Raw genomic sequence first — 22776 nt, forward strand, 5'->3', positions numbered from 1 at the left:
TAACCGAAGGAGGTTTGAATGATGGAGCAAATAAAAAAGTCGAGTAAACGACATCACATGTTACTTGCACTCATTATGCTCGCGACATTTGGCTTAAGTTTTATAAATATTTCTCAGGATGGTTTTTCCAATAGCTACTACGCAGCAACAGTACGAAGCATGCTTGAAAATGCGCATAACTTCTTCTTTGCTTCATTTGATCCAGCAGGTTTTGTAACAGTGGATAAACCACCAGTAGCATTTTGGATACAAGCCCTGTTTGCTAAAATATTTGGGTATTATGGTTGGTCAATCATTTTGCCTCAATCCCTTGCTTTTACAGCATCGGGTTTTATTTTATACAAACTAGTTACTAAAAAATTTGGTCCAACTTCAGGATTACTATCTGCAACCGTGTTTGCACTTACACCGATTGCAGTAGCTGTCTCAAGAACCAACAATCCAGACAGCATGCTAATCTTTACTTTAATGCTAAGTACATGGTGCTTATTTAAAGCGATTGATGAGCACAAGACTTCCTATTTATTTATTTCCGCAGCACTCATCGGAATTGGATTCAATATTAAAATGATGCAAGCATATCTGATTGTGCCCGCATTAGTGATTACCTATTTATTATATGCAAAACAAACATGGATTAAAAAGATCGCGCATGTTGTAATATCAGGGGTTATCGTGTTACTCATCTCGTTTTCGTGGGCAACAGCCGTAGATTCGATCCCTGCAAACGAACGTCCTTTTATTGGCAGTTCGACCCATAATTCCGTAATGGAACTCATTTTCAATCATAATGGTTTTGACCGTTGGAATGGCAAAGGAGGAGCACCAAGTGAAATGGGTCAATCTCCAAATAGCAGTCAAGATGGCCAGCGAAGTGGGATGGGTCAATCTCCAAATAGCAGTCAAGATGGTCCACCAAGTGGGATAGGTCAATCTCCAATTGGGAACCAAGGACAGGATGGATCACGTAATGGAGGATCTCGCGGTAATAGAGAAACCGGGGAAGCAGGGATTTTGCGACTGGTTGGTTCTGAGTTAGCAGGTCAAATTAGTTGGTTTTTACCATTCGTATTGCTGTCGTTTTTTGCATTATTACGAGGATCGCTGAGCCGAGAAAGAGATCAGATGACTATTTTTTGGCTGGCTTGGTTATTGCCAATGATGATCTTTTTCAGCTTTGCTGGCTTCTTCCATCGCTACTATCTGATCATGTTAGCACCGGCAATCGCGGCAATTGTAGGTACGGGGTGTGTCACCATGTGGAAGTTATGGCAAGAAAGAGAAAAAATGTTGAGATGGCTACTTCCTATCAGCATGATTGGAACTGCATTGTTCCAGATCAAGCTCGTTTCGTCTTATGATTTCTATCGCACTTGGTTAATTCCAATCATTGTGGCTTGTGCCATAGGTGGTGCCGTATGTTTACTCATCCAACATCGAAAGCCAGGTTTTTATAAAATGGCAGCGACGATTGCCATGATTGGATTGCTACTCGCACCGTTTGTTTGGTCCATTACGCCGATTCAATATGGTGGATCACCCGCATTACCTTATGCGGGTCCAGAACTTGCTACTGAAAAAAAAGGAAAGTCCAGTCAAGACAACAGTAAGCTCATCTCGTTTTTAAAGGAGAATTACCAAGAAGGGCAATATCTTGTTGCAGGTGCGAGTTCTCATGAAGTTTCCTCCATTATCATTGAAACAGGTTTGCCAGCGATTTCGTATGGTGGATTTGGCGGACGAGATCAAATTTTAAGTGTAGAAGAGTTGAAAGAGCTTGTTGAGACTGGAAAGTTAAAATATATTTTTGTGAGAGAACAAGGTGGTAGATCTGGTGGGCCACAACGTCAAGGTTCAGAGTTAAACGAATGGATCAGGGAGAATGCAGTACCTGTTGATACCCGTCTATATATGGATGAATCAATGGATGATGAGGACAGACAAGGGCGAAAATCTGCTGGAACTAGGATGTCACAGCTTTATGCGTTTAAAGAATAGCAAGAGGGAGCATCTCTCCCTCTTAGAAAAGAAAGGGAGTCTAAATCATGACATCTAATGTCCGTTATTCTGTAATCGTACCTGTTTTTAATGAAGAAGAAGTGTTAAGAGAGACTTACCGGCGGTTGAGTAATGTAATGAGTCAAACGAATGATTCATATGAGCTTATATTTATTGATGACGGTAGTTCGGATCAATCCGAACAGATTTTGACAGAACTTTGTACGCAAGATCAAGCGGTTCAGTCGGTTCATTTTTCTCGTAATTTTGGACATCAAGTAGCGATTACGGCTGGAATGGATCTTGCACAAGGCGATGCGATCATTGTGATCGATGCTGATTTACAAGATCCACCCGAATTGATTTTAAAGATGATAGATAAATGGCAAGAAGGATATGAAGTTGTTTATGCCAAGCGGACTGAACGAGAAGGTGAAACCCCTTTTAAACGCCTTACAGCTGCTGTTTTTTATCGACTACTATACCGTATGACCGATGTGGAAATCCCAGTTGATACCGGTGATTTTCGTTTAATTGACCGTTCGGTTTGTGAACAGATGAAAGATATGAAAGAGCAAAATCGTTTTGTTCGTGGTTTAGTGAGTTGGGTTGGGTTTCGTCAAACTGCCATTGCGTATAAACGGGAAGAAAGATGGGCTGGCGAAACCAAATATCCACTCAAAAAAATGTTAAAGCTTTCAATCGATGCCATCACGTCATTTTCATATCGACCTTTAAAAATGGCAACTTACTTGGGCTGGTTATTAGCTGGTGGTAGCTTTAGTTATTTGATTCTCGTATTATTACAAGCTGGGTTCTCAGAAGCAACTGTACCTGGTTGGGCATCAATTATATCTCTCATTTTGTTTTTTAACGGTGTTTTATTTATCTTTTTAGGGTTGCTAGGGGAGTATATCGGTAGAATTTATGATGAGTCAAAAAGTCGGCCACTTTATATCATTAAGGCGCATCAAAATGAACCCAAAAACAATTTGAAGCATTTTACTTTCCATGATTAAAACCTATTTACGATTTTCATTGGTGGGCGTGCTAAATACGTTAATTGATTTTCTCACTTTTGCAATCCTTTTTTATGTCTTATCTCTAAACACAGAAATTGCTCAGATCATCTCTTATTTGGCAGGCACAGTTAACAGTTATGTATGGAATAAATGTTGGACGTTTCAGTCTAATAAGCAATCAAGTGGCAACTGGTTGGAAATGATTCGATTTATCTTGATTAGTTTAACAGCTTTACTCTTCTCACTTCTCATATTGATCGTTTTAGAAAATGCTCATGTATGGGTTTGGACGAGTAAAGGAATTGCCACGATGACAGGTATGGCTGTTAATTTTCTAGGAATGAAAATTTGGGTATTTTCAACAGACGAGGAGTGTAAATATGAAAAAAGTTAGAAAAGCAATTATTCCCGCAGCAGGACTCGGAACGCGATTTTTACCAGCTACAAAAGCATTACCTAAAGAAATGTTACCGATCATCGATAAACCTACGATTCAATTTATTGTAGAAGAAGCGATTGCTTCAGGCATTGAAAGGATTATGATCGTTACGGGTCGGCATAAAAGAGCCATTGAAGACCATTTTGATCACACCTTAGAATTAGAAAATCATCTCCTTCAAAAAGGGAAAAAAGAGCTTTTGGACATGGTGTTAAACATATCCGATCTGACTGATATTACCTATGTACGCCAAAAGCAACCATTGGGATTAGGACATGCGATACTTTGTGCCAGAAATTTCATAGAGGATGAACCGTTTGCCGTATTATTGGGTGACGACATTATTGAATCGTCCCGCCCTACATTAAATGAAATGATAGATGTGTATGAACAAGAACAAACATCTGTGTTGGGCATACAACAAGTAGCGCTAGAGGAAGTTAGTAAATATGGGATTATTGATCCCATTAGTAGCGACTTACCTCGTACCTATCAAGTTGGCGGTTTGGTTGAAAAACCGTCGATGCACACAGCGCCTTCAAATCTTGCTGTTATAGGTCGGTATGTGTTAGAACCCGATATATTTAAATACTTGGAAAAGATAAACATGGGTAAAGGTGGCGAAATTCAACTCACGGATGCATTGTGTGAGATGAATCTAAAAAAACAAATGATGGGGCTTCAAATTCAAGGGAAACGGTATGATGTTGGTGACAAGGCAGGGTATATCAAAGCTACAATTGACTATGCAATAGCACGTCCAGATCTTGCTGACGAAATCCGTAAATACTTACAGGAAAAAGAGGTGATATATCTATGAATCATGTCCTAGTAACAGGAGGAGCAGGCTATATCGGAAGCCATACAGTATGTTATCTGTTGGAAAGGGGTTTAGAGGTTGTTGTATTAGACAGTTTAACAACGGGACACGGTGAAGCAGTCCCTCACTCGGTTCCACTTTATATTGGGGATATCTCTGATCGGGAACTCGTTTCACAGATTATCAATCGCCATCAAATCGATGCTGTCATTCATTTTGCCGCTCATAGTTCAGTAAGTGAATCGATCGCAAAACCGGATCTCTATTTCGAAGAAAACACAGCAAAGACCGCAGTATTTTTATCAACATTGATGAAGAGAGGTATAAAACAATTCATTCTCTCTTCCACGGCAGCTGTATATGGATTGGTAAATCGCCTGCCAATTCCGGAAGAGACAAATAAAAAACCCATTAACCCTTATGGCTTATCCAAATGGATGATTGAGCAACAGTTGGAATGGCTTGAACGAGCATATGGTTTACGATGGATGGCATTGCGCTACTTTAACGCCGCTGGAGCTATGCCCGATGGTAGTATGGGTGAAGATCATAGTCCCGAACAACATTTGATCCCCTTAGTATTAAAAACTGCGCAAGGAAAAAGAGGAGTAATTCACATCTTTGGGACAGATTATCCTACACCAGATGGTACGTGTATTCGTGACTATATCCATGTATTAGACTTAGCCCGCGCCCATTACTGTGCATTAATGGCTATCAACAATCAGGTGCCTTCACAAGCGGTAAATGTGGGAACTGGAAAAGGATACTCTGTGAAAGAAGTAATTGCCACAGCAGAAGCAGTTGTCAAACAAATGATACCTGTTGTTGAAAAAGAAAGACGACCTGGAGATCCGGCCATACTTCTAGCTGATGCCTACCATGCAAAAAAACTACTTCAATGGCAACCACAGTATAGTGATTTGTACACCATAATCGAAAATGCATGGCAATGGCATCAGCTACATCCGGAGGGGTATCAGGGCGAAAGGTCTTTAAATCGTTCTTTATACAGTAAGTTAGGATAAATGATTCAGATAAATGGAAGGGAGAATCAAATATGCATAATCAGATCAAATTTGATTACTCAAAATCAATTGATTTTATTCAAGAACAGGATTGGTTACAGTTTGAATCTGCTACTCGTCACGCCCACCAACTTTTGCATCATAAGTCCGGAGTGGGGGCTGAATCCTTAGGTTGGTTGAACCCCGGGGATTATAGTCAACAAAAAGTGATCAAGCAAATTCAATCAGTCGCGAAAAAAATAATGGAAGACACAGAGGTTTTTGTAGTGATTGGGGTAGGCGGATCGTATTTAGGTGCACGTGCTGCGATCGACATGCTATCTCATCATTTCTATAATCAACTACCGAAAGAGAAGAGAAAGACGCCTGAAATTTACTTTGTAGGAAACCAATTTAGTTCAGATTATATGACAGACTTGTTAGAGATCATTGCGGATAAAGAAGTTAGTATTCATGTGATTTCCAAATCTGGAACGACAACGGAAACAGCGATTGCTTTTCGTATCTTCAAGAAATTCATTGAAAAGCGGTATGGTGTACAGGGAGCAAGAGAACGAATTTTCGTAACGACAGCTGCAGATAAAGGGGTGCTTCGCACATTAGCAAATGAAGAAGGATTTACCACGTTTGTGATTCCGGATGATGTTGGTGGGAGATATTCCGTTCTCACTTCGGTAGGTTTACTTCCGATCGCAGTTGCTGGAATTCAGATCGAAGAAATGCTCGCAGGGGCTCAAACAGCTGCAGAATGTTATGCAGTAAATGATCTCAATCAAAATCAATGCTACCAATATGCATCGATTCGAAATGCTTTGTATCGAAAAGGAAAAATCATTGAACTATTCATTAGCTATGAGCCTTCTTTACATTACTTTGCAGAATGGTGGAAACAATTATTTGGTGAGAGTGAAGGGAAGGATCACAAAGGGATTTTTCCAACTTCACTCCAATACAGTACCGATCTACATGCGGTTGGACAATATATACAAGAAGGTCAAAGAAATTTATTTGAGACGATTATTTGGGTGGAAAATGCAAATCATACGGTGACGATTCCACAAGATCAGAGGAATTTAGATCAATTAAATTATTTAGCAGATAAAAATCTAAATTTTGTTAATAAGCAAGCTTTTGAAGGGACCATGTTTGCGCATATGGATGGTGGCGTCCCCAATTTAGTCATCGGGATCCAAGATCGCACACCTTTTACATTTGGACAACTGGTTTATTTCTTTGAAAAAGCATGTGCGATGAGTGGTTACATTCTGGGGGTAAATCCCTTTGATCAACCGGGTGTAGAAGCCTATAAGAGCAATATGTTTGCTTTGCTTGGAAAACCTGGATATGAAAAACGGTTGCTTGAATTACAGGATCGAATCAATAACAAAGGCGGTTTATCAAAAAAGTCTGTTGTGTAGACCGTGGAGAGGACTTAAGCATGCATACAAACTATAAAAGGTGGATGAAGCATCCCGGAATCGACTACGAAACCTTGACAGAATTGAAAAATCTAAAAAATGAAGAAGAAATATCAGATCGCTTTGATCAAACACTCTCTTTTGGTACTGCTGGTGTGCGGGTACCAGCCGCATCAATAAGTATACCATCCGTAAGATAGCAACAGGGTTTGCTCGTCATTTGATTTTAACAGAACCACATGTTTTTAAAAAGGGAATCGTGATCGCATATGATTCGAGACTTTATTCATATGAATTTGCTGTTGAAACTGCAGAGGTTTTGCTGTATCACGATATTCCCGTTTATTTATTTTCCAAGTTAACGCCAACACCAATTCTGTCTTTTGCAGTTCGACACCTTCAAACTGTGGGAGGATTATGATCACAGCTAGTCACAATCCAGCCCAATATAATGGTTTTAAAGCATATGGACCAGATGGAGCACAATTGTTACCCGATGTATCTAAAGCCATTTCACAGCAAATTGACGAGATCAAGGATGAATTATCTATTCCCACCCGTTCAATCGAGGAAGGCCTCAAGTTAAAATCACTTCATAGGGTAGAGGATGAAATGGATGAGAGTTGGATTGCCATTCGTCCTTCAGGAACCGAACCCAAAATAAAAATTTACATGAGTGTAATGGGGGGGTTCTCAAAAAAATGCAATAGAGAAGCTTGATCATATCAAAAAGGAAATGAGACATTATTTAGATAATCAACGCCTATCTGTTCACTAAGATAGGCGTTGATTTAACGAAGTCATGTACGATTAATCATTTAATATCGGTATGTCTGCAAGCAACTTTTTTAATTCAATCGCATCCCATGGCATGTGTTCAGTTATACCTAATCCGACTATATCTGTTTCTTCAGAAAGTTCCTTTAATATTTTCTGTAGGTGAATGAATTGCAGGCTTCCTTTAGGTGACAAATGAAAAGGATCTTCAGGTTTGGCAAAAATGAGAGAACGAAATGTCTTGGGGTCGAGCACATCTAAATCAATGTGGATGGCTAAGTGTTTAATGTTTTTTTCATTGATCCATTCACGAATAGATTGTGTGCTGTTTATGATTTCTCCAGCTCCAGCAGTTTTAATGCCAAGTCTTTGGATCATTTCTGCTTCTGAGTCAGCAGGAACGATACCTAACTTTTGAAATCTTTCATAAATCACCTCTGCTTCTTGTTCTGTAGGAGTTGTTAATCCGGCTATAAAAACATGTTCAGGTTTCAGCGGGGTTTTCACATGCTTTGCAAATTCTTCATCTCCTTCCCCTAAGAGGTTACCGAGAGGGAGTGTATGCCCGTTATCATACCCGATATATCCAACCAAATCAGTATGGGCATCGATCCATAACAAACCTAACTCCCCACCATACCGTTCATTTAAATAAGCGAACGGTGCTTGTTCGACTAAGCAGTCACCACCAAACATGACAACTCGGTCTGGCTGATATGCATCTAAAATATGATGAGCAGATTTTAATTGTTTGAGTAGTTGTTTTCTTCCATTCATACCGTTTTCATTTTCAAGTGGAGTTCCATCATAAGTTTGAACAGGTACTCGAATTTGGAGTTGATCACTTTCAGGAGCTAACCAAGCCAGCAGCTCAGCTCCAAAAGCGTAGTTCGGGTTATTTCCTCCTTGCCATTGTGGCATTAGTAAACGAATTGTTTTTTTAGTCATGCTGTCTCTCCTTTACTTCAATGTAAGGCCAGTATAAAATGAACGCAAATTAAATAAAAGTACGCACTTTTTTGATATATACTACCTGAGAGGATAGTGTAAAGATGAGTATGGCTGAATATAAAGGAAAAGTAAAAAATATACAAGATACGCCCTTTGGTTACACATTGTCAGTAATTGGTGGGAAATGGAAAATGGTCATCATTTATCTCTTAGCAGAAAATCAATCCGTGCGCTTTAATGAACTGAAAAGGCAAATAGGTGCAATCACTTATAAGACATTAAGCTCACAACTTAAAGAATTAGAAGCGGATGGTATGGTTATACGGAAAGCGTATCCACAAGTTCCTCCTAAAGTTGAATATAGCCTCACGGCTAAAGCAGAGACACTATTACCCATTCTGGAAGGGCTATGTGAGTGGGGGACTAAAAATCAAAAACATTAAATCATCTATTATATTATTAAAAATATGTAATCGTTTTATAGTGATCCTATAAATTATTGAACATTTAATTCATTGCTTAGTAGATTAGCCATTCATCATTGGATAAAATGAATATGAGATGTGATTGTGATCATGTTAACTTTAAACAATTAAAGGAGTATGTTATGAACGCAGTTAAAGATTACTGGGAACAAGAGTTGTCTGATGTACCAACGCAATTTGAATTGATGGTAGATCGGAAGAAGAAAGTGATGAATTGGGAATCTATCGCGACATCCAAATTAATCATCATGGATGGAAAGGAGCAATTAATCTACGATTTCTGTAACAAAAGGAATATAGACATCAGTGAAGTCTTTATAGCTTCCTATTATATTTTACTTCATCGCATATCGAATGAAAAAGATATCGTTGTAGGTGTCGATGGGGAACATCATTTGTTACCAATGAAGATGACAGTGCACAACCATTTACCGTTTAGTCAATTTGTGGTTGATATAAACAATAAATTAAACCAGACTCGAGATTATGAAAAGATGTATTCAATCGATTATCTGAACGATGTTAACTGTCATTCATCTTTTAACGCTAAAAAGACGTTCTCTTATACGAGTATGGATTGGTTTGTTCAAGCTGATGAACATATAGTAGCAAAAATTCATTATGATGAGAGTTTCGTAGACAGCAGAGCGATGTATAAACTGGTTAGGCATTATGAAAAATTGCTCATAGGGTTGTTGAGCAATCCCGAAGCTTCTGTTGGTAAAATAGATATCTTACTTGATGAAGATCGATTAGCATATGAATTATTAAATCATACCAAGGCAGATATGGATCACTTCAAAACCATTTTGGATATGTTTAATCATACTGTAAAAAAACACCCTAACCATGTTGCACTTTCAGCAGATAATATTCAATATACATATCAAGAACTAGATGAACAGATTAATAGCGTTGCACACACTTTGATTGAACGAAATATTTGTAAAGGTGACTTTGTCTCGATATTGATGGAAAGAAGTGTTGAAGTAGTCATTAGCCTAATGGCTATCATGAAAGTAGGAGCTGCATATATCCCTTTGGATCCTGAACATCCTGAAGATCGGAATCGATATATTATTTCGGATTCTAACTCTAAGATCGTGATCACAAAGCGAGTGTATACCCATTTGGTTCAGGAAATGTTTCAAAACAAAGTAGAGGACGTATTGTATTATGAAGACAGCTTACATCATAGAACGACTGACATGGGCTGCAATGTAGAGCCCGATGATTTAGCCTATATCATTTATACTTCTGGTTCAACAGGGAAACCTAAAGGGACGTTAATTCATCATAGAGGAGTGATGAATCTTTGTCCTTCTATTAGAGATACATATGATTTAACTTCTGACGATATCGTTCTCCAATTTTCTAGTTTCAACTTTGATGCATCCATATATGAAATGTTTGGTGCATTTTATTCAGGCGCACAGCTCCATCTGATCAACCAAGAAGAACGCATTTCAATCGAGTCTTTCGCCGATATCATTGAAAAGAAAGCGATTACGTGTATTCCATTAATACCTACGGTTTTCTTTAATCAGTTAGCTACTCACTTGTCGGTTATAGGTTTAGCTAAATTTAACACCGTACGCGCAGTGGGTACTGGAGGAGAAGCTTTAACCAGTGAAATAGCAAAATTATTTATCGATCGATTTAAACCTGATCTTAAAGTGATGAATTTATATGGTCCTACTGAGTGTACAGCGGTTACTTCATCTTTTGAAGTGAAAAAAAATACCATAGAAGGCTTATCTATCGTTCCGATAGGTAGACCCTATAAAAATTATGAAATGTATATTGTAAATGCGTGTAACCAGCTTTGTCCTTTATACAACCCCGGTGAAATATTAATCAAATCGATTGGCGTTGCTGAGGGATACCTCAATCAACCTGAAAAAACGAAGGAAGTCTTCATTCAAAACCCTTTTGATTCTTTTTCAAAGCATCGATTTTATAAAACAGGGGATATTGGTCGTCTATTGCCAGATGGGAACATAGAATATATCTCTCGAAAAGATGCACAAGTTAAGATTAGAGGTTTCCGAATAGAAATAGGAGAAATTGAAAATGGTTTATCTAGCTATGAAAGTATTCAGGATGTAGCGGTCATTGTAAAAGAAAATATGCTTATCGCTTATTACACAACGATAGATGCTGAGCCGATTTCAGTAACCGCCTTAAAAAATTTTTTGAGGCAGTCCGTTCCTCAATATATGATTCCGCATCACTTCTGCTTTTTAGAGAAGATGCCGATCTCTCCCACTGGAAAAATGGATCGAAAAAAACTAGACACCTATAACTTTCATGCGTATTTGGCAGAAAAAAGCGAGCTGGTTTGTCCTGTTTCTGATACGGAAAAAAAAGTGCATGCAGCATGGAAGGAAATTCTTAAATTGGAAAGTATCAGTACGACTGATCATTTTTTTGAAATCGGTGGAGATTCTCTCTCAATTATGGAGATATTAGTCATACTTAAGCCTTCTTTTCCTAACATCAAGATAGGTGATTTTTATCAATATGATACGGTTCAACAACTTTCCAAACGGTTAGAAGAAACGAAAAATGAAGGTTCAAAGGTAGTTCATCAAGATAGAGATATCAAATCTTTAAGCCCCTATCCTAAGATGTTACGTGGACAAGCTATATCTATAAAAAAAGAATACCATAAGTCCATTTTATTGACAGGTTCTACAGGGTATCTAGGTTCACACATTCTCTATGATTTATTAAAGAATACAAATGATACAATCTATTGCTTACTACGTGATGGAAATCGATCTCGTTTACTTTCAATCATGTATGCATACTTTCAAGATATTAAAGAGCATGAATTACAAAGAATCTATATCGTCAAAGGAGATTTAGCTCAACCACGGCTTGGACTCAATTCTATAGAATATGTGAATTTACAGCAGAAAATAGATCGTATTATTCATTGTGGGGCAGAGGTGAAGCATCATGGCAATCGATCCCATTTCCAATGTGTGAATGTGGAAAGTACAGCGTCATTACTAAACTTGATAGAACCCATTTCTGATGCTCAATTCTTTTATATCTCAACATTAGGTGTTCCAGAGGATCTAGCACTTAGTAATCAATATCAAATATACCCATTTGATGCTGAGGTTTCATTGGAAAATGTCTATACGAACAGTAAACTTGAAGCAGAAAAAAAGGTACACGAACAAAGCGAATGGGTTTCAAGCACGATTTACCGAATGGGTAATCTTGTAGGAAATTCAATTAATGGACAGTTTCAGTTAAATGTTAATAACAATGCATTTTACCGCATGTTAAAAGCAATGATACTGCTGGGGAAAGCGCCTCAAGTAGATTGGTACGTCGATCTTACTCCCATCGATTATGCGAGTAAGTATATTGTTGGATCGATCATTAAAGGAATGGACCAAAATAGACTTATGCATGTTTGTAACCCGATTCAAATTACCTACGATCAGATGATTGACTACTTAGTTGATTATGGTTATGATATCGAACTACTAGATGAAACAGCGTATTACGATTGGTTATTTAATGGAGAAGGTAAGCATAAAGAAGGATTACAGTTGGCGATGGCACAATTAGAAGGTGATGGAGCGAAAAATTCTAATTATATGTTTAACCATTCTCCAAGTGATGTTATATGTCATGAACCGAACAAGGAATTTTTTCATAAGCTCATTGATCATGCTGTTTCTATCGGCTACTTTCCTAAGGGGAATTAGCATGTTGGACATGGGTACCCATCAATCGTATGGGGTGGATTAGACGAGCGAGATGAAAGGGGATGAGCAGTACGTAGATTTACCTTGAATCAGATGAGGAAGAGGTGAGAAAAGCCTCTTCCTCATCTGATTCTTTTTTTAGACGTCTCTTGGAATGTCAACACTAAACTAGACAGTTTTTAAGGTGTTGAGACTTGTACTCTATAGGACTCAGATATTCTAAAGTGCTGTGGATTCGAATACGATTGAACCAATTTACGTAGTAAGGGGATCCTTTAAAGCTTAAAGATCTCTGAATATCAAAGATTTGTAGCGCTTCATCAATCAGTTTGTTTTTGAATTCATTTCCACGATCTGTGTGGAAAGTTTTAATTTTCCGCAGATCTTGCTTAATGGACGAAAGCGCTCGGTATACGAGTTGTGCATCTTTCCGCTCTCCAGCACGATATCCAATAATCTCGCGATTAAAGCGATCTACAAAGATGCAGACATCATGCCATTTTTGTTGCACACAATCACTTACAACCACTTTGAGTGCTTCACGCTGTTTGAATTCGCGGTTTAGTGCATTACTTCGTCAAAAAAAGACGAAAAAAGCAGATGGAACTTCGATTCAAAAACATGTGCTGGAATATAACCCGAACGGTCATCAGACCAGAGATACGTATACGGGAATCGATGCTGACCAAAAAACCGTTAACACCGTCTCAACCTATGACTACGATCCGCGCGATCGTTTGATTGGATACCAAAAAACAGGTACACAAACGGCGAAAGAAAGCTATGTACTTGATCCAAACAACAACTTGGTTGAAAAAGTAAAAGATGGATTAAAATCCACCTATCGGTATGATCATAACCAACTGATATCTGAAACCAAAGACGGCGTCACCTCCGAATACCGATATGACCCGCTCGGACGTCTCGAGCAAGTGATGGCCAACGGAGCAACACAGGAATCGTACCAATACGATCCATTTGATCGTATCACTGAACATCAAAAACTGGATCAAAACGGAAAGGCACTGAAAACGCACTACCAGTACGACTCTTTTGATCGCACCATCGCCAAGATTGAACAAGCGGGATCGAATAGTGAAAAAACGATTGACTATCACTATCTCGTCGATACCGATCAACTGACATCCGAAAGCGTTCAAAATCAAGTCCAGCGTTCCTATACCTATGACATTTGGGGCAAACGGACTGCCATGCATCATCAGCAAAAGAATGAACGCTCGTACTATCAATACGATGTGAGAGGCAATGTCGAACAGCTGACCAGTGAACAAGGAGACTTGCGAGCGACCTATGGCTACACCCCATACGGGGAAGCGGATTCCAATGCCTTTAGTGGCTTAGATAAACCGGATGCCAACAGCCCAAATCCAGAAGCATACAACCTCTACCGCTTTGGCGGAAAACGCTGGGATGCCCAAACCGAATCGTATGACCTTGGCTTTAGAAGTTATTATCCGGAACAAGGACGCTTCTTTACCTCCGATTCGTATACCGGAGCAAGCGCCAACATGGGGCTGGCACAAGACCCCTTAAACAACAACTTATATGGATTTGCCGCTGCCAATCCAATCAGTTATACGGACCGGGATGGACACTTTGTCGCCGGATCAGGTGGAGAATGTGCAGTTTGTGGGACTTCAACCTGAAATATTTCAGGAAGCGATGATAGAACTAATGGCTGTTGGAACCGAAGTTCATGGAATCGTTGTGATGAGCCACCGGTAGAGCGAGGACCTAAAACTGAAAACGATGTCCGCAAGTCCATACAAAAAAACAAAGCACAAATTGAAAAAGATCGGGTATCACTTGTGAGCCTCCTAGGTCTTAGCGAAGACTCATCGGTTGATGATATCATTAGCTTTGTATTGGACTTCACCCCAGCAGGAAAAATTAAAAGCGCATTTGCTCGGCTATGACTTTATCACAGGAGAATCGGTCTCGCGTATCTCAGCCGCCGCTGATTTCTTGATCCCGGGTGGAGGAAAGGTACTAAAACTAACGGATAAAGCATGGGGTAAATTTAAGGGCTTATTTAATCAATCGTCGACGAGATATACTGGTGCTAGAATTAAGAAAATGGACTGGGAAATTGAAGAAGAAAAAGCAATTGAAATGTACGGGGAAATTCGCCAGAGTTCTTGCGATTGCCAACAATACAGGTTGGAAAAAATCTAGAGTAGAAAGAGTGAAAAATCATGTATTTTTTGAAGAACATCAATTAGATGACAGAATTGCACGGTTTGATCCTGATTATCAAATGGCAATGGCATGGAAAAGATTAGAGAAGGGTAATTATAAAGAAAGTGATATTGATTTACTAAATCATGAATATTTTGAGTCACGCTTTATGGGTTTGTATCAAACCGATTATCGTACGGCACATAATGCAACTGTAAAGTCTGGACGTACATGGAATCCTTAAAAAGAAGAGATGTGATAATGGAATGGGAATATATGTTGCTTTAATTAAAGAAATGGAAGATGCTAAGAAGGTTATTTATCAATTCGGCCCGAACGAAAGTTGTATGGGGAGGATAGAGTTCAATAAGACAAAACATGAGTTCTATGAATTAGATCCGGTTCCGGGTCAAGAAGATGATTTATATTTAAAGAGAGCTGGAATTAGTATAATTAGATATTTAAAAAGAGAGCATGGTACTTTTGATGCTGAACGACTTGATTTCGATAAAATTCATTTTCCAGATAGGTTGTCATACTGTTCGTAGGATTAGCAGTTTTATTAGGATAAAAATTGTATTTTTGAAAATGAGATCGTGAAGTCAAAAGGTTAGGGAATTATAAAGCTGTGTAGACTGAATGATTCCAAACGAATCTTCTCATAGAATAAAGAAAGGGGATAAATCATTTTTCCTCTTGTATTCAAATCTTCATATGATACATCCAAGGCCTGAATTCGCTATTATGTCGGATTCAGGCTTTTAAATTTACTTTTTTAATGGTTTATGTTGAAAAGCTTCCTGAAACGATAAATTTAAGGGCTTATTTAATCAATCGTCTAATCGATCCTTTGCTCCAAGCTGTACCTGCTTTACCGCCGGCATAAAAGTCCAGACCAAAGACGGCGAAAAACCGATTGAAGTGATCAAAATCGGAGACGAAGTGCTTGCGAAAGATAAAAAAACAGGTGAGCAAGCCTATAAAGAGGTTGAATGGCTCTAAGAACGTGAGGTCAATGAAACCTATCAAATCCACGTAGGTGGCGAAATCATTGAAACCACCGATGAACATCCTTTCTGGGTTGTTGATGTGGGTTGGGTCAAGACCATTGATCTTAAAGCCGGTGATGTATTCGAAACGGCAGATGGAAAAACCTTAACGGTAGATCAGATTGTCAAGCAGGATAAGAAGGCCACTGTCTATAACTTTAAGGTGAAGGATTTCCATACGTATTATGTGTCTGACTTGAAAGTGTTTACGCATAGTATGTGTGCCTGGAATAATGGGTGGAGAACTGCAGATGGTAAATTTGCTAGTCCTAATGGAAATGAGAGGGCTGGTGAAGAGGCAGTAAGTTCAGTTTTAAATGCCATAGGAAATAAAAAAGGATGGAGTGTGCAAGGAGAAGGGTTAACTTTCACAGTTAATGGTGTCGATCATAGAAGAAGATACGACATAGTTACTGAATCTCCCAGCGGTCATTTAGTTGGTATAGAGGTAAAATCTGGAACGGACGTGAGAACTAAAAATCAAAGAGAATTTTATAAAAATGTAAGAAGAGCCAACCAAGCACAAGGTGTAGGACGAGCAGAGGGACAAACTATCCGTAGAACTATGTTGATCAGGAGGTAGTTTTGTAGGTGAATGCTAGAGAAAAACGTAAGCAAATTAAACAACAATTGGTACAACCGATGTTAGAAGAATATGCTGTTGAATTTTTAACTAATGAAGGATTTACTTGGTATAAGAGATCGTTAAAGTTCAAAAGAAAAATGCAAGAATGTCAACAAGAAGTTGAATTTTACGTTATATACCCTCGCTATAAAAATGATCCTTCTATTGCACGTGTGGAAATGCAGTTTTCAATAGATTTCCCTGAAATAAGCATAATTCAAAACCAAATTCATTGTCAGATCGAAAAACAATTAAATAGACCCATTCCTCCAGTTCATAAAACGATTAAATCACAGATAGGAGGAGTTTTTCCTGACCGTCCATACATAGTATGGAGGATATACAACGAAAAAGATATTTCATCCATTGGAGAGAAGATCAAAGCAATTGTGATAGAGCACCTAATACCTACATTAAATAGTTACCAATTTATAAAAGACATATCTAATGCATATATGTCTGACATTTACATTCCTGACACATTTAATGATAAAGAAAAACGTTATTTAATGCGCATAGCAGTATTTTTGGTGTTAGGTCAAAATGAGACAGCAAAGGAAATAGCAAAGGAATATTTAGATAAACATAGAGGAGAAAAAGAGCAGTTAATCATTGCATTAAAATCATTTAATGTTATCGATTAATTAATGACGGTACTGATATTGAATATAAAAAAAGTCATTCTTATAATCGTAGGAGTGGCTTTTCTCATGTAAAGAAACTCATCTCCATTCACTCAATCCAAACGTTGATAACCGGACGGTTTTTCATACTGCTGCATAGCGGATCAGTGTACATAGCTGTATAATAGCTGATGATCGTACATCGTTATTATGTGTCAAATTAAAATGAGAGGGCCTTATAAGGATGATAGACCAACTTATGAATAATCGCATGATGTCTACAGAAGAAGAATTTATCTTATTTGAAGAAGCGCTGGCTTCCTTGTATGAGAAATTTGAGAATGATGGATTAGACGAGCAGACAATAGAGAAACTCTATTTAGTTTTGGATGACAATTGTGAAGCATTTGAAGTGATGTGGGGACTGTTACATTTTTTAGAGGAGATTGATAGAAAGGGTTATTATTTCGTACAAACCATACCTCAAATTAATGAAAATGCTCCAGAATGGATGGAACTCATGCTTAAACGCAGGCTCAATCATAAAGATGTAATCCATGATTTAAAACAGCTATATTTATCATCTCCCGATATTGTCCAATATCACATTAAAAGTGTATTAAATAACATTCAAAAGAACAATCCAGACAGGTTTCATGAAAAAGTAAAATTTGTTCTAGATATGCAGTAAATAATAAAGTGACTTTTACAGTTAGACAGATCGTTTAAATCGTCAATTTAAAAGGCCTGAATTCGGTATTGAACCGGACTCAGGCCTTTTATTTATTGGATCTACCCTTATTTATGAACGTGAGGTCAATGAAACCTATCAAATCCACATAGGTGGCGAAATCATTGAAACCACCGATGAACATCCCTTCTGGGTTGTTGATGTAGGTTGGGTCAAGACCATCGATCTGAGAGCTGGCGATGTATTCGAAACGGCAGATGGAAAAACCTTAACGGTAGACCAGATTGTCAAGCAGGATAAGAAGGCCACTGTCTATAACTTTAAGGTGAAGGATTTTCATACGTATTATGTGTCTGACTTGAAAGTGTTTACGCATAATAAGTGTAATACATTATATCATTATACCAATGAGTCAGGTCTGAATGGTATTTTGCATTCAAAACAAAATGCATCACTTAAAGCCAACAACCCCAAAGACGCAAGGTATGGTGATGGTCAGTATTTGAATGATATTACTCCTGGAAGTAAAAGACCTGGGCAACTTTCTTATGCATTTATTCGGAACCCATGGTAAGGAAGAAAATTTAGTCACTATGTTGAAGTTGATGTTAGGGGTCTAGATGTAAAAAAAGGTAGAGAAAATGTTTTTGTTGTACCTAGCAGTGGACCATTAGATATTTCAAATAGAATTGTAAACAGTGGAAAAGTCCCTATAAGTAAGTAAAAGAGTTAGTAGGAGTGTATGCTTTGGATTATATTAAAATACATTGGAAGCACGATGTTCCGGAGGATCCTATTTTATTTTATCTAGAGGTTGGTACAGACCGATATGATAAGAGAAGGGTAGTCGTCTTTATAAATGGAGAACTTGGATATGCCTCAGAAAACGAGGAAGTGAAAACTGGTTTATCAGAAGTCCCTATTGATTCTATTGATGAGATCTCATCTGACCCAGAATGTGAAGCAATAGAAATTACAAAAGAAGAATTTGAAGAGTTGTGGAAAAAAGCACTGGCTAAATAAGATATGTCAAAGTCACTCTTACAGAGATTTGTAGGAGTGGCTTTTCTCTATGCAATAGCTCAGATTGTGCTTTACCGCCGGCATAAAGGTTCAGGCATAAGACGGCGAAAAACCGATTGAAGTGATTAAAATCGGAGACGAAGTGCTTGCGAAAGATGAAAAAACAGGTGAGCAAGCCTATAAAGAGGTTGAATGGCTCTATGAACGTGAGGTCAATGAAACCTATCAAGTCCACGTAGGTGGCGAAATCATTGAAACCACCGATGAACATCCTTTCTGGGTTATTGATGTGGGTTGGGTCAAGACCATTGATCTGAGAGCTGGCGATGTATTCGAAACGGCAGATGGAAAAACCTTAACGGTAGATCAGATTGTCAAGCAGGATAAGAAGGCCGCCGTCTATAACTTTAAGGTCAAGGATTTCCATACTTATTATGTGTCTGACTTGAAAGTGTTTACGCATAATGAGTGTGGTACCCTAAAGGATTCTAGGACTATAAATTTCAGTCAAAATACGATAGGGGAAAGATTTGATGGCGGAGGTTCTTTAAATGGGCTAGTAGCTCGAATGAGATATGATCCAAGCTATGCATCTAGTGTTCCTCCGATTAGTACAGTAAAATATAGAGATCTGCCCAATGATGTCAGAAGTAAGTTAAGTGCACAAGGTGTGGGTGAACAGACTGTATTTAGTTTAGATAATCGACGTCCTTATGCAGCAAGAATGGCGAAGGTGAAAGTAAATGCAAGATGGGCAACAGTAGAAGAGATAGCTGAGTTTGCTCATGTCAGAAGGTTTAGTACAGCAAATGGAGGGGGATTACCACATGTTAAATAAAGAAAAGAATGTTCCTATAATTACTAAATTAGGGAGAATTGATGGCAGGGATGGAATATACTTGGAGAGTGTAGTACAAGAAGATTATGACATCACTTTTAGTGGTGACATAAATGGTGTTCTCGTAGAAAATAATATATTACAACAAGAATGGTATGTATACAAAATCATATTTACGAGTGTTCAACTTTATGAAGGAATAAAAATTGATGAGTGTAAATGGAATATAGACTCTAGTTTTGATGAGGTAGTAAATTCCAGTAAAATTAATGCGTTGCGCTTTTTAAATTCAAGTGATTATAGGCACTTTATTTTTGCAACATATGAGTATATTTATAGTATAATTGCTCGTGATTATACTATAAATATAAAAGGTTTAGACCCGTGGTGCTAGTTACATAAAATAGCAGGTGTGATGATTATCCAAAAATAGGGATTTTATTCACTTGATATTTCTCTAAACACGAGAGTAAAGCTAGTTTCCATTCTAATGGGAGATCACCAAGTAACAATAACCGAACAAATGGCTTAATAGATAAAGATTTGCACGGCAAAACCAATGGTTTTGCGCTTTCATATATCCATTTGATCACTACATATGTGATCAAAGCTGTGAACAATTGATTATAGACAGCATTTTGGGTTGTGCCAAACAAAGTGGGCACATTGAGGTTCTGCTTAATCTAACGAAAAAAGCTCTCCACTGCCCAGCGAGCTTTATACATCTCCGCAATTTCTTCCGCAGGAATACCATACAAGTTTGTAGCTGCTCGAATTTCATTTCCATTTGTGTCTTGAAAAGATACAACACGAAAACGCTTTTTCGATCGACAATTGACAGAGCCAAGCTTGCACGTAATATCACATGTAATGTTTGAGTTTTCTTCAAAAGCACTGGCAATAGGGTAAGTCAGTTCCAAATTATTTTTAATACGAGTAACAAAAAATTGCGCTCGTTGGGAGTATTCATCAAAACGACTGACTTTACTATACGCACGGTCTTGTACCAAAATATAATTAAAATTAGCAAGTTTTTCTCCAATACGACCGTCATGAAAGGTCCCAATCGTTTCCCTTACCTGAACTGGAATTTCTAAAGTTGTATCAAAAGCTACATGCAATTTGACTCCAGATCGTTCCCCGTGATAAGTAGCCCAAGGGAGTCTCTCTTTCCCAACAGTAACAGTAGTAGAGTCGATCAGCAATAAATCAGAAGGTAGCTGAAGCTTTCTTCTTGTCTTTCGATTACATTTTGAGATCAGGAGGTGGAACAGACGTTTAAAGATATCGAAAGGTACAGAACTAGCCTTTTTAGAAAAAGTGGTACGATCAACAGTGGGTAAGCCGCATGAAGTGGCAATATCTACACCTTCTCGATATCCGCTCCATTTCCCAAAAGCTGCAATGGTTAGAAACTGAAATAGCATATAGACAGTGAATTTACGCCCTGTATTCACATATCCTGTTGATTTTACTATCTCTTTCACTTCATTTTCTCTTAAAGCGGTTTGCATGATCGTGGTAAATGTAGTAGAGTTTCTCATGAGATCGACCTCCTTAGATTGTTTGCTTAGACACAACCGTTCTAATTGGAGTTCGATCTCTTTTCAATCCCCATAGAATTGAAAAGATTCCTTCTATTTAAATTACATATTATGGTTAATCACCAGGCGTGATGCAATATATCGTGATGGTAATAGACGATCACGATTGATTCATTGATTTCAATAGTCCTGATGACACTGCGTGGCTGATCTGCAGGGGTTTCTTCTGTTTAGCAATCAGACATCGGACAATGCTTAATCGACATAAACTGATTAAAACACGGTTATCGAAAGGAAGTTGACCTATGTCTTTCGTTTATGTTGGGAACTCTGGAAGAAACAATGCATCGGTCATTGATACCAAGGAGAATCGACTTATTTCAAATATCCTGGTTGGGAACGACCAATTGGCGACGATTCTTTCACCGAACGGACAATATGCTTATATTTTAAGTGGAGGCACCCCTGGACATGTGACCGCTATTGATACAAAGGACCACAGGGTAATCGCTCAGATACAGGTTGGATCAGTGTCTTTTCCATCTCTTCCAACTGTGCCGATGGCAATCACCCATAATGGACAGTGGATTTATGTGGCTAATTCGGACAGTAACACCTTAACCGTCATTGACACCAAAGATTATCGCGTGGTTGCAACTGTTCAATTGAATGCTTTTCCACAATATATAGCGGTCACGCCAGACGATCAATTTTTTTATGTGGTAAATACTAGTTTTGGGCTGTCTTTTGCTTCTGTAACCGTGATTGAAACGAAGAGAAATCAAGTAATTTCGACGATACCGGTCGGAGAGGAAGCGACCAACATTAGCATTACACCAGATGGAAGGTATGCGTATGTCTGTAATTTTAGTAGCAACAATCTCTCCGTTATTGATATTAAGACGAAAAAAGCCATTTCCACTGTTTCAGTGGGTTCAAATCCATTCGCCCTTGCCATCACTGCGGACGGACAATATGTTTATGTAGCAAATAGTCAAATAGTTAGCGGTTCAGGTGGAAATACGGTTTCCGTAATTGAAATCAAAACGAATCAGGTGATTTCAACTGTTGGAGTGGGGGCATGCCCATTTTCCCTTGCGATCACAGCAGATGGACAGTATGTTTATGTGGTAAATCTAGATGGAAACTCAGTATCTGTGATTGAGACTAGGACCAATCAGGTCATCTCAACCATAAGAGTGGGTTTACTTCCATTCGCCATTGCAATCACGGCTGAGGATCATTATGTCTATGTAGGAAATGTAAACGACAATACGGTTTCCGCAATTGAAATCAAAACGAATCAGGTGATCTCAACCATAGCAGTGGGTTTAAGTCCAATTGCGCTAGCTATTACGCCTTAGCATATTGTATTACTTCATAATCAATCGAAAGGAAATCGATCTATGTCATTTGTTTCAGTATATAATGAGGACTAATAAAGTTATGTGAAAGATTGCACGATACTTTAAACCTTTTACTTTATGTGCCAAGTTGGATTTTTTCAACAGAACC

20 protein-coding genes and 5 pseudogenes are annotated in these 22776 nt (G+C 38.3%); 22 read left to right on the plus strand and 3 right to left on the minus strand.

Translation table 11 applies throughout. The annotated features are described in order from the left end of the window. Positions 1-21 precede the first annotated feature (21 nt). The 8 genes and pseudogenes from IC619_RS00100 (at position 22) to IC619_RS17150 (ending at position 7445) form a co-directional block, all read left to right on the plus strand. The gene (locus tag IC619_RS00100) at positions 22-1998 is read left to right on the plus strand and encodes an ArnT family glycosyltransferase (RefSeq protein ID WP_191138086.1); all 1977 of its coding nucleotides are present in this window, start codon (positions 22-24) and stop codon (positions 1996-1998) included. Between the two features lie 47 nt (positions 1999-2045). Continuing rightward, positions 2046-3017 carry a glycosyltransferase family 2 protein gene (locus IC619_RS00105; protein ID WP_191138087.1) on the plus strand — a complete coding sequence of 324 codons (972 nt, stop codon included), beginning with the start codon at positions 2046-2048 and terminating at the stop codon, positions 3015-3017. After that, positions 3010-3414 carry a GtrA family protein gene (locus IC619_RS00110; protein ID WP_191138088.1) on the plus strand — a complete coding sequence of 135 codons (405 nt, stop codon included), beginning with the start codon at positions 3010-3012 and terminating at the stop codon, positions 3412-3414. The genes IC619_RS00105 and IC619_RS00110 overlap by 8 nt, the downstream gene beginning before the upstream one ends. Continuing rightward, positions 3401-4279, plus strand: coding sequence for a UTP--glucose-1-phosphate uridylyltransferase GalU (galU, locus tag IC619_RS00115; protein WP_191138089.1), 879 nt, complete (start codon positions 3401-3403; stop codon positions 4277-4279). The genes IC619_RS00110 and galU overlap by 14 nt, the downstream gene beginning before the upstream one ends. Beyond that, positions 4276-5307: a UDP-glucose 4-epimerase GalE gene (gene galE, locus IC619_RS00120; RefSeq protein WP_191138090.1), complete on the plus strand. Its 1032-nt coding sequence runs from the start codon at positions 4276-4278 to the stop codon at positions 5305-5307. The genes galU and galE overlap by 4 nt, the downstream gene beginning before the upstream one ends. Before the next feature lie 32 nt (positions 5308-5339). Next, the gene (locus tag IC619_RS00125; protein WP_191138091.1) at positions 5340-6725 is read left to right on the plus strand and encodes a glucose-6-phosphate isomerase; all 1386 of its coding nucleotides are present in this window, start codon (positions 5340-5342) and stop codon (positions 6723-6725) included. 20 nt (positions 6726-6745) lie between these two features. Beyond that, entirely contained in the window at positions 6746-6925 is a 180-nt protein-coding gene (locus IC619_RS00130; protein WP_191138092.1) for a hypothetical protein, read from the plus strand. 20 nt (positions 6926-6945) lie between these two features. Continuing rightward, positions 6946-7445: pseudogene (locus IC619_RS17150) on the plus strand (hypothetical protein). Between the two features lie 90 nt (positions 7446-7535). Here the strand turns inward: IC619_RS17150 and IC619_RS00145 are convergent. Next, entirely contained in the window at positions 7536-8450 is a 915-nt protein-coding gene (locus IC619_RS00145; RefSeq protein WP_191138093.1) for an arginase family protein, read from the minus strand. Positions 8451-8554: 104 nt separating this feature from the next. On the opposite strand from IC619_RS00145, the gene IC619_RS00150 reads away from it, so the two are divergent. Both IC619_RS00150 and IC619_RS00155 read left to right on the plus strand, forming a co-directional pair. Beyond that, positions 8555-8896, plus strand: a complete 342-nt coding sequence (locus tag IC619_RS00150) for a winged helix-turn-helix transcriptional regulator (RefSeq protein ID WP_191138094.1) — start codon at positions 8555-8557, stop codon at positions 8894-8896. A gap of 164 nt (positions 8897-9060) precedes the next feature. Continuing rightward, positions 9061-12669 (plus strand): non-ribosomal peptide synthetase family protein, encoded by a 3609-nt coding sequence (locus IC619_RS00155; RefSeq protein ID WP_191138095.1) that lies wholly within the window; start codon positions 9061-9063, stop codon positions 12667-12669. Positions 12670-12832: 163 nt separating this feature from the next. On the opposite strand, the pseudogene IC619_RS00160 reads toward IC619_RS00155, so the two are convergent. Continuing rightward, positions 12833-13240: pseudogene (locus IC619_RS00160) on the minus strand (DDE-type integrase/transposase/recombinase); the annotation flags it as partial. Between IC619_RS00160 and IC619_RS17455 the strand changes: the two are divergent. The 11 genes and pseudogenes from IC619_RS17455 (at position 13152) to IC619_RS00225 (ending at position 20111) form a co-directional block, all read left to right on the plus strand. Beyond that, positions 13152-14336: an RHS repeat domain-containing protein gene (locus IC619_RS17455; RefSeq protein WP_488212616.1), complete on the plus strand. Its 1185-nt coding sequence runs from the start codon at positions 13152-13154 to the stop codon at positions 14334-14336. The pseudogene IC619_RS00160 and the gene IC619_RS17455 overlap by 89 nt on opposite strands. Before the next feature lie 196 nt (positions 14337-14532). After that, positions 14533-14865: a hypothetical protein gene (locus IC619_RS00170; RefSeq protein ID WP_191138098.1), complete on the plus strand. Its 333-nt coding sequence runs from the start codon at positions 14533-14535 to the stop codon at positions 14863-14865. A 10-nt stretch (positions 14866-14875) separates the two neighbouring features. Continuing rightward, on the plus strand, positions 14876-15112 hold the full coding sequence (locus IC619_RS00175) for a hypothetical protein (protein WP_191138099.1): 237 nt from the start codon (positions 14876-14878) through the stop codon (positions 15110-15112). A gap of 22 nt (positions 15113-15134) precedes the next feature. Beyond that, positions 15135-15416, plus strand: a complete 282-nt coding sequence (locus IC619_RS00180) for a hypothetical protein (protein ID WP_191138100.1) — start codon at positions 15135-15137, stop codon at positions 15414-15416. 469 nt (positions 15417-15885) lie between these two features. Next, positions 15886-16500 (plus strand): annotated as a pseudogene (locus IC619_RS00185) (polymorphic toxin-type HINT domain-containing protein); the annotation flags it as partial. A gap of 8 nt (positions 16501-16508) precedes the next feature. Then, positions 16509-17186: a hypothetical protein gene (locus tag IC619_RS00190; RefSeq protein ID WP_191138101.1), complete on the plus strand. Its 678-nt coding sequence runs from the start codon at positions 16509-16511 to the stop codon at positions 17184-17186. Between the two features lie 238 nt (positions 17187-17424). Further along, positions 17425-17856 (plus strand): Imm30 family immunity protein, encoded by a 432-nt coding sequence (locus IC619_RS00195; protein WP_191138102.1) that lies wholly within the window; start codon positions 17425-17427, stop codon positions 17854-17856. 163 nt (positions 17857-18019) lie between these two features. After that, positions 18020-18580: pseudogene (locus IC619_RS17260) on the plus strand (HYD1 signature containing ADP-ribosyltransferase family protein). A gap of 23 nt (positions 18581-18603) precedes the next feature. After that, a complete protein-coding gene (locus IC619_RS00215; RefSeq protein ID WP_191138103.1) occupies positions 18604-18879 on the plus strand; it encodes a DUF6881 domain-containing protein in 276 nt (91 codons plus the stop codon). Positions 18880-18991: 112 nt separating this feature from the next. Further along, positions 18992-19717, plus strand: a pseudogene (locus tag IC619_RS00220) (polymorphic toxin-type HINT domain-containing protein); the annotation flags it as partial. Continuing rightward, entirely contained in the window at positions 19707-20111 is a 405-nt protein-coding gene (locus IC619_RS00225) for a hypothetical protein (protein WP_191138105.1), read from the plus strand. The pseudogene IC619_RS00220 and the gene IC619_RS00225, both read left to right, overlap by 11 nt. A 289-nt stretch (positions 20112-20400) precedes the next feature. Here the strand turns inward: IC619_RS00225 and IC619_RS00230 are convergent, their stop codons facing one another. Beyond that, a complete protein-coding gene (locus tag IC619_RS00230) occupies positions 20401-21261 on the minus strand; it encodes an IS4 family transposase (RefSeq protein ID WP_249669653.1) in 861 nt (286 codons plus the stop codon). Between the two features lie 305 nt (positions 21262-21566). Here IC619_RS00230 and IC619_RS00235 point away from each other — a divergent pair, with 305 nt between their 5' ends. Beyond that, on the plus strand, positions 21567-22625 hold the full coding sequence (locus IC619_RS00235) for a cytochrome D1 domain-containing protein (RefSeq protein WP_191138106.1): 1059 nt from the start codon (positions 21567-21569) through the stop codon (positions 22623-22625). Positions 22626-22776: the final 151 nt, after the last annotated feature.

Origin of the sequence: Polycladospora coralii, from assembly GCF_014773435.2 — a bacterium.
Lineage (GTDB): Bacteria > Bacillota > Bacilli > Thermoactinomycetales > Thermoactinomycetaceae > Polycladospora > Polycladospora coralii.

Coding starts and splice junctions, on each gene's coding strand:
- IC619_RS00125 (WP_191138091.1), top strand. CDS start 5,340: ATGCATAATCAGATCAAATTTGATTACTCAAAATCAATTGATTTTATT.
- IC619_RS00130 (WP_191138092.1), top strand. CDS start 6,746: ATGCATACAAACTATAAAAGGTGGATGAAGCATCCCGGAATCGACTAC.
- IC619_RS00195 (WP_191138102.1), top strand. CDS start 17,425: ATGAATAATCGCATGATGTCTACAGAAGAAGAATTTATCTTATTTGAA.
- IC619_RS00155 (WP_191138095.1), top strand. CDS start 9,061: ATGAACGCAGTTAAAGATTACTGGGAACAAGAGTTGTCTGATGTACCA.
- IC619_RS00230 (WP_249669653.1), bottom strand. CDS start 21,261: ATGAGAAACTCTACTACATTTACCACGATCATGCAAACCGCTTTAAGA.
- IC619_RS00105 (WP_191138087.1), top strand. CDS start 2,046: ATGACATCTAATGTCCGTTATTCTGTAATCGTACCTGTTTTTAATGAA.
- IC619_RS00235 (WP_191138106.1), top strand. CDS start 21,567: ATGTCTTTCGTTTATGTTGGGAACTCTGGAAGAAACAATGCATCGGTC.
- IC619_RS17455 (WP_488212616.1), top strand. CDS start 13,152: ATGCAGACATCATGCCATTTTTGTTGCACACAATCACTTACAACCACT.
- galE (WP_191138090.1), top strand. CDS start 4,276: ATGAATCATGTCCTAGTAACAGGAGGAGCAGGCTATATCGGAAGCCAT.
- IC619_RS00150 (WP_191138094.1), top strand. CDS start 8,555: ATGAGTATGGCTGAATATAAAGGAAAAGTAAAAAATATACAAGATACG.
- IC619_RS00145 (WP_191138093.1), bottom strand. CDS start 8,450: ATGACTAAAAAAACAATTCGTTTACTAATGCCACAATGGCAAGGAGGA.
- IC619_RS00225 (WP_191138105.1), top strand. CDS start 19,707: ATGTTAAATAAAGAAAAGAATGTTCCTATAATTACTAAATTAGGGAGA.
- IC619_RS00180 (WP_191138100.1), top strand. CDS start 15,135: ATGGGAATATATGTTGCTTTAATTAAAGAAATGGAAGATGCTAAGAAG.
- IC619_RS00110 (WP_191138088.1), top strand. CDS start 3,010: ATGATTAAAACCTATTTACGATTTTCATTGGTGGGCGTGCTAAATACG.
- IC619_RS00100 (WP_191138086.1), top strand. CDS start 22: ATGGAGCAAATAAAAAAGTCGAGTAAACGACATCACATGTTACTTGCA.
- galU (WP_191138089.1), top strand. CDS start 3,401: ATGAAAAAAGTTAGAAAAGCAATTATTCCCGCAGCAGGACTCGGAACG.